The following is a 10,059-nucleotide window of genomic DNA, read 5'->3' as shown; positions in this document are numbered from 1 at the left end:
CCTTACGAGTCTCGATGGGCTCAAGTTGCATTAGCGCTGTGATCTCTGATGGATCACACTGAAATCCATCGATCCACAGGTATGCGTATGTCTCGCGGCGCTCGCCCATTGATTTTTGCAGAACGTCTGAGAAATGGCGATCCCGACCCTCATGGCGGGACTCCGCTTCTCTTTGCCGGATTGAATCACCAGAATGGAAACGTAACAAGGCCGCTGTAAGGGGTCGCCATCTTCGGCTTGTTCGCTTATTTCTTCGGTTTCATGGATACGCCAAGAGTTCTATGGATTCGCCGCTGGTAAATCCCCATGCCAATCAAAAGGAACCCGGACAAGCCAAGCAGAAGATTTGACCTGTGGACGTAGGTATATACAGATTTCAAGCGTCGCCTATACTCCTCAACTTCTCCTTCATATCGGGCAGCGAATTCTCGATTGTGAGTGCCTAGCTCCACAGAATAAGGCCCACGAAAAATCACTTCATCAGGCGCCAGCGCAGGGGAAATACGCAACGTCATCCACCCGCCAGAGCCCGGTGAAGACACGTGGGCTCCGACAGTAAATCCTCCAACTGCTCTGAGGATAAGAAACACTCCGAAACAGATCGCCAGAGTCGCGGAAATCCTGGTCATTTTCTAGCGAACGTCAAAGAACAGGCGATCCCGACCCTCATGGCGGCGGCACCGATTCTCGTTGCCGGATTGAATCACCAAAACGGAAACGTAACAAGGCCGCTTAAAGGGGTCGCCTGATTCGTCTTGTTCGCGTTTTTCGGTTCGTTGTGGCTCCGCTTGTTCTCGGTGTTGTCATCAGAGCGTGCGGAGACGCACCACGGGGGGCTTCACCACGACTCATCCGTCCCGAATCGATCTTCGGCTCCGCTCACCGCAGCTCACCGGGCCTCTCGCAAGCGCTGGCTTCCCGCCTCACGCTCGATCAAATGCTCACCCGGTCCGCATGACGCTGATCCGCCGAACTCAATAGACGCCTGATAGTCCGCGACGCATCTAACAGAACGTGTCCTAACTGCGATGACTCATGCAATCCCGGATCCATTCTGACGCGAACGCAGTAGATCAGGCGCGGGACGCAGACGCCCGCCCTGACAAATGAGCTTATACCCGTCGCCTGCATCTTCTTGTTCTGAGATTTGCCCGAATTATGAAAACGCTGAAACAACGAAATACTGAAAAGCTGACGAAAATCATCGAAGCGCAAGTGCAGTGCCACCTAGAGAAATCTACACTTGAGGCCGATTTAGCAAGAGTGAGAGAGCTTAAAGACTCCGCTCAACCGTCATGGTGCGAAGCCGAAACGCGATTGATTCAGGGGATTGCGGCAATCGACAGGATTGGCTCCAAGGTGCAATCGTCCAACTCCCGTCTCCCTGAACCGTTAGATGTTTGGGCAAACAGATTCCGCCTGGCGAACATTGTGTGCTCATACCAGTGGGCGCTAGTCCTATTCGCTTTTACGGCTTGGTTATTAGGATTCGGAAGTGCGGCCCTAGCCTCTGCCGGAATCGTAATACTGATGAGCTTTTGGGGTCTGATTGACGTGCTTCTTATGGCCGTGGTGGTCAGGCTTCACTTCAACCAATCTGATTCTCAGAACAACCAAGCATAGGCGCACCATGGACTGTCCACACTGCATGACCCCAATCAATCCTGACGATCACGAAGACGGTCGATGCTCCTACTGCGGGGCTTTGGCGGACTACGGGATAATGGACCCGGACTATGCTCGATTCGTGAGCAAGGCCCGATGTATCGCGCGTTCGGAAGGCTACGCGATAGCTGTCCACGGATCAATGACGAGAGACCTAGACGTGATTGCAATACCATGGGTCGAGAAGCCCAACAGCTCGCCGTCGCAGCTCGCGCACCAAATCGCCGGACGGACTGGGCTCACGCTGCACCCGGAGATACAACTCCGCGAGCACGGTAGGATTGCATGCACGATGCTCTTCCCAGAGTCTGGAGATCCGCGTTTCGTGGACTTCTCGGTGATGCCTCCCTTCTCCTGCTCTTCTCAGAACGTCTAGGTATCCCACGGAGACCGACAACGCCAGCCCGATACTCACTTAACCCACAAACAACCCTAAAACTCAACAGCACGGCGGGTCTCCGTTGGGATGACCGTCTTGTTAGCCTTCTTCGATTATGGAAACGACATACACCAAACCAGACAAGCCTCTTGGCCAACGCGCCTATGGAAGCATCCCTCATCTCCCAGGCTCGCGCCGTGGCCCAGCCGACAAAGGCATGTCAGACCAGCAAGCCCGACTGCTCACCGAGAAAACCCGCGATAAACACGACCTGATAACCGTCCAAGAAAAGCTGGACGGGAGCAATGTGGCAGTAGCAAACATCGGCGGCGAAATCGTGGCACTGATCCGCGCCGGATACCGCGCCGATGGGAGCAACTACGAGCAACACCACCACTTCGCCCGATGGGTGGACAGCCACCGCCCGCGCTTCGCAGCACTGCTGCAACCCGGAGAGCGAGTCAGCGGCGAATGGTTGATGGAAGCACATGGCACGCGCTACAACCTCCCCCATGAACCGTTCGTGGCCTTCGACATCTTGACGGGCAACGCCCGCGCCATGGCTGCCGATGTAGCAAGCCGATGCGCGGCGGTGGAAATCATCACGCCTCGCGTGATCCACGTCGGCGGTGCGCTGAGTATCGAGGCGATGCTGGCGATACTAGAACCGTCCGGCCACGGTGCGCTTGAGGATGTGGAAGGCGCGGTGTGGCGCATGGAGCGCAAAGGAGTCGTGGACTTCCTCGGGAAATACGTCCGCCCTGAAAAGGTGGATGGGAAGTATCTGAACGGAGTTGGCGGGATCGAGCGCGAACCGATCTACAACTGGCATCCTTCTCCGGCTAACGTCAGAGGAATGGCGCACTGACCCTCATGGCGGCGGACCGATTCCCGTTGCCAGATAGAACCACCAAAACCAGTCTGCGACAAGGCCGCTGTAAGGTGTCGCCATCTCCGGCTTGTTCTGCCATTCTATTTTGGGGTTGGGGACGCCGGCTTCTTGCGCGGGGTGTCCCCAGAAACCTCGGTAACATCGTCCGTCCACAACATGAAGGAGTGAACTCCAGCGTCTGACATGGCCGCGAGAACCGTCAATCCGAACTCCCGAGAGACGTTCTCGTCGGCATACAAAAGCACGCCACTTACTGTCTCGTCGCTCGTTGCGGTCTGCATGCCGGCAAGCATCTCGCTAAGGCGCGCGAGGGTAACCTCTTGGCGAGCTGGCCCACTGCCGATCGCGATGCTCTCTGGTGAAATATGAACCAATGTCGGCTCTCCTGGGAACCCTCTGACAGATCTGCACCACATTCCCAGGTCATCCGGGCCATCCAGCCTGATAAGCACATCCTCACGGTCGCCAAGTAGTACCCTGACCGCATCGAGCAAATCACGGAACTCAGTGATCGAATCTGCCCCGACCTCGATTCGCAAGGAATCTGGATGGTTGGCGGCTTCTTCCTTGCAACCTGACGTGATCGCCAGAAAGAGCGCTGTGGTGCAAATCGTGAAAGCTCGCGGCATGGCTTTTCCGGCAGAACAGTCTTTATTCTCAACACCTCAGACCTTGATATCCGGGATGACATTGTAGGAGCCTAGGGCGGGAAAGCCGCGTGCTACAAGGATTTCTTCCGCTCGACCGTTGATATCAGCGTGTTTTTGGTCGCGGGATTCGGCTTGAGCCGAGGGGGCTGATATCAACCGTCCAAGGCGCTCCTCATGGGGGCCGGGAAACCCTTTCAGCTGGGTCACGATCATCCTCCATTTTCCAAGGTTGAAGGTTTTGGGTCCGGCTGCTGGGATTCATACGGCTAGGGCGCAACCCCGTTGGGGTTGGTTGGTGGGAGAGGTTCGTAGTGCCGAGTCCTGAGTGGCGAGTGAGGGGTGAAAGGGAAAAGGCACGGGGTTGCCCGGGGATTGCAAATCCCCGCATCTTGGGGTGGGCGTCGTCGCGTCGAGGGCTTCGCCCCACGCGATTGGCTTATGGGTGGGCTGTGGACCGCTCGATCGTTTTTTGTGAAGGAACAGGAGCACTGGCCAGCGATCGGTTTTCACGGGAGAGGCGGGCTTCGAGGGTTGCGGCACGGGGGCGTGCCACCTCCAAGGGCGCGGCCGCGCCGCGCGGTCCGGTTTTCTGACTTCTGACTTCTGACCTCCGACCTGCGTTTACCAAGGCTGGTTGGGTGGGGTGAGCTCTTTGGGTGACTCGACAGGGCAGGAATGCCCTTGCTCCCTTGCGCTTAAACAGCAGGGCTGTCTCACGGAACAGCGGCAGCAGGCTGCTGCAGTCCACGGACGGGTCTACTTGGGCAGGCGGTCGAGGCGGATGAGGAAGCAGCCGAAGTCGAGGGATTGCCGGTCGGCGGAGAGCAGGCCGGGGGCGATCCGATAGCGGCCATGCTCATTGTTCACGATGTGACTGTGGTAGAGCACGCTGAAGTGCTTGGAGATCGCAGATGGCGCAGTGCGGAGCCGCTTGGCAATCTCAACCACGGGAAGCGACTGACCTTTGGCAAGCTCCCGCAAAATGGCCCAACGCACAGTACTACTGATGACCGGCAGGACCTTGCCAACCCGAAACTCCCGCGCGTTGCACTTCCGGGAGGTAGTGTTTCGGGGCTTCCGCCGAAAGGGAGCAAGGGCATTCCTGCCCTGTCGCTTCTCCCCAGCGGCCGGGTTTTCAGTTTTTCGGTGCTTCAGTTTTTCGGTCGTAAATCGGAACATCTGGAAGCCCAAAGGTAAGAAGCGATGGGGCCGGCTCGTTCGCGCTGCCCTTCTGCCTTTCTAACCCCTGAATCCTGACCCCTGTTCCCCGAAGCTCAAAGCACTCAAAGGCGTGGAGCACCCCAGCAGATCTACTCTGGAACCATCACTGTCCGGAGCTCCCCGGTGTTAGCCCAACTGGCGTGCGGCCTTGAGGGTGTTCTTCATCAGCATCGCGATGGTCATCGGGCCGACTCCGCCGGGAACAGGCGTGATGGCGGCACACTTCGAGGCGACTTCTTCGAAGGCCACATCACCGGTCAGACGATAGCCACGTTTCTTTGTCGCATCGTCGACGCGGTTGACTCCTACATCGATCACCACCGCGCCCTCCTTGATCCAATCCGCCGTCACCATTTCGGGACGACCGACCGCAGCAATGACGATGTCGGCCTGACGGCAAATCCCCGGCAAGTCCCGACTGCGTGAATGAGCCACGGTGACCGTGGCATCCGAACCTTTCGACATCAGCAGCAAGGCCATCGGCTTGCCAACGATCATGCTTCGTCCGATCACCACCACATTCGCTCCTTTGGTTTCGACACCGGCTTCCTTCAGCAAACGCATGCAGCCGGCCGGCGTGCACGGCACGAAGCCGCTGGAATCCTCGAGCGCCAGCTTGGCGACACTCTCGGGGTGAAATCCATCCACGTCCTTGCGTGGGTCGATCGTCCGGATCACGGCTTCTTCATCGATATGATTCGGCAGCGGGCTCTGCACAAGAATGCCGTGGATCGCGGGATCCGCATTGAGCTCGTCGACGACTTTGATCAGTTCGTCCTGAGTCGTTTCTTCAGAGAGCTCGATCTTGCGGGAAAAGATACCGAGGTCCTCGCAGGTTCTGGCTTTCGATCCCACATAGACTTGTGATGCCGGGTCGCTGCCAACGAGCACCACGGCGAGTCCCGGGGAAACGCCTTGGGCTTTCAGCTCCACCACTTCGTTCCGGCACTCCTCGAGAACTGCCGCTGCCACTGCCTTGCCATCAATCAGATTACTCATGCTTCATCGGGGATATCTTCGACGCCTGCCCGGAGGATGGATTCGATCCGCAGGCGCCAGTCTTCGAACTCACTTTCGGAAAGCTCGGCGGGAACCGCAAGCGCCTCGTCCATAATGACGCGCACCTTGCTGAAAGGCTTCGGCACGTGAAATCGGTCCCAGCTCCTGAGCACCCAGGCGGAACTGTATTCGACGTGGATGGGAATGATCGCCGCCTGACCTGCTTGCGCCAATTTCACCGCCCCGGGCTGAAGCACGTAGCGCGGCCCGCGCGGGCCATCGGGCGTGAGACAGACATCCACCCCTTCGCGCAGCGCCTTGCGCAGGGCCACCAGCGCCGCCACGCCACGCCGCGAAGATGATCCGCGGACCGAGCCGATTCCGAACACGCCGACGGCGCGGGCGAGCATCGCCCCATCGTGGCTCGCGCTGGTCAGCACGACGGCTTTGCGATGTGCGCTGCAGAGTTTTTGCCAAACCCTCGGCACCGTGAAAATCCGGTTGTGCCAAAGGCAGTAGATGACCGGCTCCGGCAGGCTTCCCTTGTCGCCGATCCTACAGCGGTCATCGACCTCGAAGCGCAGTGTCGCGCAGAGCAGCTTCATCACCCATCCGGCTGAGGTGCCGATCAGGGTCGATTTCCGGCTCTCGCGTATTTCGGAACTTCCGGCCATTACAGGAATCCTCCCGAGTGGAGGGTCTCGACCAAGTACTGCTGACGGGCGAGCAGCTTTTGATAGAACTCGTGCCGACCCGCATCGGGCTGGCAGCGTGACTCCTCATCGACGGTGACGATGTAGCCTGCGATCTCATCGAAGCCGAGATTCTCGCCGTTCTGGTGAAAAAACGCCACCGCCGCCTGCATCAAGCCGCCAAGCAAGGGGCCGCCATTTCCCGAGACTGGTGCCACCGGCACGCCGAAGACATCGGCCAGCAATTGATTCATCTGAGGACCGGAATCATGTGTCAGACGCACCATGCAAGGTTCGCAACCCATGTCACGGAGACGGCTCATGGCATAGCCGAAGCCGAGTGCCACTCCCTCGGCCGCGGCACGCGCGAAGTTTCCTGAAGTGAAATTATCCAGCGTGATTCCATGGAGAACCCCGGTCCCCTCCTGCAATCTCGGCACGGACTCGCCGCGCAAGTACGGCAAAAATAGTAGTCCGCCAGCTCCCGGCCGGGTTGCCGCGAGGGCCGCCTCGACCTCTGGCGTCGACCAGCCGTAGTGCCGCCGGACGAGTTCCTGCGCCGCGACGACGTTGTTCATCGGCATCCTGGTGAAACCATTGCCCGCCAGATCGCAGCCCACCGAGCCTTCGCCTCGAAAGTCCACCAAGCTCCCTTTTGAAATAGCCACCAGCGCCCCATCGGCGGACAGGTCCGCCACCACGTGCCCGGGCAGGGCTGCACCGGCGGCGAAGATCGAGGCCGCCACCCGCCCTGATCCGGATGCCACCAGCACCGTCTCCGAGAGACCCCAATTCCGTGCCAGTTCCCGCCGTAGCATCCCCCGCGGCTGCCCCGGAGCAATCCCCTGAGGCAGCATCTCCCCCAGCCGTCCATCCACAAACTCCACCAGCTCCTGACACCAGGCCCGCTTGGGAACCGAGAAAAACCCGGAGGTGGCCGCCGTCGATGCCGAGGTCCCCGCCTCTCCCGTCAGCCAATAGCCGATGAAATCCTGAGGAGCCATCAGCCGTGCGGTTCTTTGAAAGTGATACGGCTCGTGCTGTTTGAGCCAGAAGGCCTGGGCGCCGAGCGATCCTGCATCCAGCACATTGCCGGTGAGCTCGACTATCCCCGGAGCCGCCCCGAAGGCGCGGCCGAGTTCCTCGACCTGGCGTTGGGCTGATCGATCCGAGCCCAGTTTGGCCGGCCGGACGACTCGATTCTCCTGATCCAGCGCCACCATGCCTCCTGCCGGAGCGGTCAGGCCGATGGCGACGACATCCGCCCGTTTTTCACCGAGCCCGCCGAGGACCTCGCGCACCGCATGATCGACCGCCGCGATCCATGAAGTCGGATCCTGCTCACGGTAGCCATCCGGCAGTCCTTCAATCCATGCATGCGGGGCACTGGCCTCGTCCGTCAGCGTGGCCGCCTCCAGATCCAGCGCCACCACGCGAGTGGCTTCGTGACCAATGTCGATTCCGAGAAAGTGCATGCGGCTCGATGTGAACACACGCAGACTCCGCAACCCCTCCCCCGATGGCAAGCTCCGGCTATCAAGCGGCCCTGCTTTCGGCTCGACATGCCGACGCCCAGCTGTCTTTCCATGACCATGCCAGCAAACGAGGAAGGTCTGCCTGGAACCGCGACCAACCCCTATCAAACGCCCAGTGCTTCCCTCATTCCGCCGCCACTGAGTGCTGATAGGGAACGGCAAGGTCCCTACGGCCCTTTCATCAACACCGCTGGGCTTTCCCGTGTCGTCGTCGGACTGGTTCTGATCTGCGCCATCCTTGAAGTCATCATCGCCATCGTCTCGGGATTCGAATTGAGCCTTTTGAAGTCCGGCGGGGCCGACGCCTACCTTGAAGGTGAGACGCACAGCTGGCTGCTTCTCGCCATCGGCGGCAGTGCCATCCTCTGGCTGATCCTTTACTTGGTCACCGTCGTCGCCTTTTCCAAGTGGATCATCCGCAGCTCGAAGAACGCCTGGCTATTTGCCCATCAATCGGGCCAAAGGACCATGACGATCACGCCCGGCTGGGCGGTCGGCTACTTTTTCATTCCGATCATCAATCTCTGGAAACCTTACACCGCGATGCGCGAGATCCGGGATGCCACCGACGCATCGCTCCTGCGCAGTATTCTTCCCTTTTGGTGGACCGCCTGGATTCTGAGTTCAGTCATCGGCCAGATCTCCTTCCGCCTTGGAAACAAGGCCGACACGGTGGAAAGCTACATCACCAGCTCGGTCTTCGATTTGGCAACCCTCCCGGTGAGCATTGTGCTCACGGTTCTGGCCATTCAGCTCGTGCGCGACATGACCCGGGGTCAGCTCGAGCGCGCCGGCATCGAGACCGAGAAAAGCACGGATCGACTGCGCTCGCATTGAGCGGGATGGAGGATCGATGAGCGACGGCTTGATCCTTGCGGAAGCTCGTCCATCATCCCGGCATGAGTGAATTTGAAGACAAGGTCCGGGACGCCCTTTCGAATCCCAAGAATCAGGGCGAAATGTCGGACGCGGACAGCATTGGCACCGTCGGCTCACCGGATTGTGGCGACATGCTGCGGATGTGGCTGAAGTTCACCGAGAAAGACGGGCAGAAGGTCATTGATCGCGCGTCCTTTCAATCCTTCGGCTGTCAGACCGCGATTGCCGTGGCATCGATGGCAACGGAACTGCTGAAAGGCAAGACCGCCGAAGAGGCGCGCGACCTTTCCGCCAACGAACTGACCGGCGACCTGGGCCCGCTGCCGCCGATGAAAATCCACTGCGGCCAGCTGGTCGAAGGCGCGCTCAAGAACGCGCTCGATGGCTCACCATCGGACACCCCCTCAGAAAACCTCGCACCGACACTTTCCTCCGAGATGCAAAAGCCCAAAGGCACCATCAAGATCGTCCCCCTCGATTGAGCAAAACCAAAAAGCGTTCGTAGTTCCACCTTCAGGTGGTCGAATGGTCCCTCCGAGCCAAATCAGAGGAAAGCAGCCCCAACCCACCGCTTAAAAGCGGAACTACAAACCCTGAAAAAGCGCCTCCTACCGCCCCAACAAACACCCAGCAGCTTGCTCATTCGCCCCAAGCGAAGTCACCATCGCTTTCTCCGCCTCACCCGCCTTCAGGATCTCCACCGCAGCCACCAACTGCAGACTCGCCGAAGCTCCCAAAGCCTCCCCAAGTATCTCCTTCGTCGAAATCCGCGGCCCCTTCCAATCGCCGAACACCACATTCTCGATCGCATCAATCCAATCGATCCCACTGCGACTATCCACGAGTAAAGTCTGCCCATCATCGGCGGATAGCTCACCACGAAGTTTCCTCAAAGCTTCCGCCCGATCCGATATCTCCGAATAAGTCACCGGGTCCGGAACCGCTTGCAGCAAGGGCCCCTTCCCGTCCCTTTCGAGAATGATCGCACCTGCGCCCTCGGAAGGAATCAACTGCTCCGAATGCAAACCCACCGCTTCGGCGCTCAACCAATCGACCTCTTCGCCGGCCACCACCACGCACAGCTCGCAATCACCCCGCAACAACCACTCGGTCGCCAGCTCGATCGCGGTGAAAATTTCCGCACCGT

9 protein-coding genes and 1 pseudogene are annotated in these 10,059 nt (G+C 59.3%); 4 read left to right on the top strand and 6 right to left on the bottom strand.

What is annotated here, in order from left to right; all coding sequences use genetic code 11:
• Window positions 1-1,158 precede the first annotated feature (1,158 nt).
• Both WBG04_RS00465 and WBG04_RS00460 read left to right on the top strand, forming a co-directional pair.
• Entirely contained in the window at window positions 1,159-1,623 is a 465-nt protein-coding gene (locus WBG04_RS00465; protein ID WP_424312362.1) for a hypothetical protein, read from the top strand.
• 536 nt (window positions 1,624-2,159) lie between these two features.
• The gene (locus WBG04_RS00460; protein WP_424312361.1) at window positions 2,160-2,912 is read left to right on the top strand and encodes an RNA ligase family protein; all 753 of its coding nucleotides are present in this window, start codon (window positions 2,160-2,162) and stop codon (window positions 2,910-2,912) included.
• 104 nt (window positions 2,913-3,016) lie between these two features.
• Here the strand turns inward: WBG04_RS00460 and WBG04_RS00455 are convergent, their stop codons facing one another.
• From WBG04_RS00455 to WBG04_RS00435, 5 genes are all read right to left on the bottom strand, one after another.
• Window positions 3,017-3,565, bottom strand: a complete 549-nt coding sequence (locus WBG04_RS00455; protein WP_424312360.1) for a hypothetical protein — start codon at window positions 3,563-3,565, stop codon at window positions 3,017-3,019.
• 777 nt (window positions 3,566-4,342) lie between these two features.
• A complete protein-coding gene (locus WBG04_RS00450; protein WP_424312359.1) occupies window positions 4,343-4,582 on the bottom strand; it encodes an ArsR/SmtB family transcription factor in 240 nt (79 codons plus the stop codon).
• 351 nt (window positions 4,583-4,933) lie between these two features.
• Complete coding sequence (gene folD, locus WBG04_RS00445; protein WP_424312358.1) at window positions 4,934-5,806, bottom strand: bifunctional methylenetetrahydrofolate dehydrogenase/methenyltetrahydrofolate cyclohydrolase FolD; 873 nt, start codon at window positions 5,804-5,806, stop codon at window positions 4,934-4,936.
• The gene (locus WBG04_RS00440; protein WP_424312357.1) at window positions 5,803-6,480 is read right to left on the bottom strand and encodes a lysophospholipid acyltransferase family protein; all 678 of its coding nucleotides are present in this window, start codon (window positions 6,478-6,480) and stop codon (window positions 5,803-5,805) included. Before WBG04_RS00440 ends, folD begins: the two co-directional genes overlap by 4 nt.
• Window positions 6,480-7,973: an FGGY family carbohydrate kinase gene (locus WBG04_RS00435; protein ID WP_424312356.1), complete on the bottom strand. Its 1,494-nt coding sequence runs from the start codon at window positions 7,971-7,973 to the stop codon at window positions 6,480-6,482. Before WBG04_RS00435 ends, WBG04_RS00440 begins: the two co-directional genes overlap by 1 nt.
• Before the next feature lie 117 nt (window positions 7,974-8,090).
• Here WBG04_RS00435 and WBG04_RS00430 point away from each other — a divergent pair, with 117 nt between their 5' ends.
• Both WBG04_RS00430 and WBG04_RS00425 read left to right on the top strand, forming a co-directional pair.
• Entirely contained in the window at window positions 8,091-8,870 is a 780-nt protein-coding gene (locus tag WBG04_RS00430; protein ID WP_424312355.1) for a DUF4328 domain-containing protein, read from the top strand.
• 62 nt (window positions 8,871-8,932) lie between these two features.
• A complete protein-coding gene (locus WBG04_RS00425; RefSeq protein ID WP_424312354.1) occupies window positions 8,933-9,394 on the top strand; it encodes an iron-sulfur cluster assembly scaffold protein in 462 nt (153 codons plus the stop codon).
• A 126-nt stretch (window positions 9,395-9,520) separates the two neighbouring features.
• Here WBG04_RS00425 and WBG04_RS00420 read toward each other — a convergent pair.
• Window positions 9,521-10,059: pseudogene (locus WBG04_RS00420) on the bottom strand (hypothetical protein); the annotation flags it as partial.

It is taken from the genome of Haloferula sp. (assembly GCF_049672945.1).
Taxonomy (GTDB): domain Bacteria; phylum Verrucomicrobiota; class Verrucomicrobiia; order Verrucomicrobiales; family Akkermansiaceae; genus Haloferula.
This window is presented reverse-complemented; position numbering and strand designations above follow the sequence as displayed.

Bases quoted from the DNA above. Each gene is read 5' to 3' on its own strand.
- WBG04_RS00465 (WP_424312362.1), top strand. From the start codon at position 1,159: ATGAAAACGCTGAAACAACGAAATACTGAAAAGCTGACGAAAATCATC.
- WBG04_RS00460 (WP_424312361.1), top strand. From the start codon at position 2,160: ATGGAAACGACATACACCAAACCAGACAAGCCTCTTGGCCAACGCGCC.
- WBG04_RS00455 (WP_424312360.1), bottom strand. From the start codon at position 3,565: ATGCCGCGAGCTTTCACGATTTGCACCACAGCGCTCTTTCTGGCGATC.
- folD (WP_424312358.1), bottom strand. From the start codon at position 5,806: ATGAGTAATCTGATTGATGGCAAGGCAGTGGCAGCGGCAGTTCTCGAG.
- WBG04_RS00440 (WP_424312357.1), bottom strand. From the start codon at position 6,480: ATGGCCGGAAGTTCCGAAATACGCGAGAGCCGGAAATCGACCCTGATC.
- WBG04_RS00435 (WP_424312356.1), bottom strand. From the start codon at position 7,973: ATGCACTTTCTCGGAATCGACATTGGTCACGAAGCCACTCGCGTGGTG.
- WBG04_RS00430 (WP_424312355.1), top strand. From the start codon at position 8,091: ATGCCAGCAAACGAGGAAGGTCTGCCTGGAACCGCGACCAACCCCTAT.
- WBG04_RS00425 (WP_424312354.1), top strand. From the start codon at position 8,933: ATGAGTGAATTTGAAGACAAGGTCCGGGACGCCCTTTCGAATCCCAAG.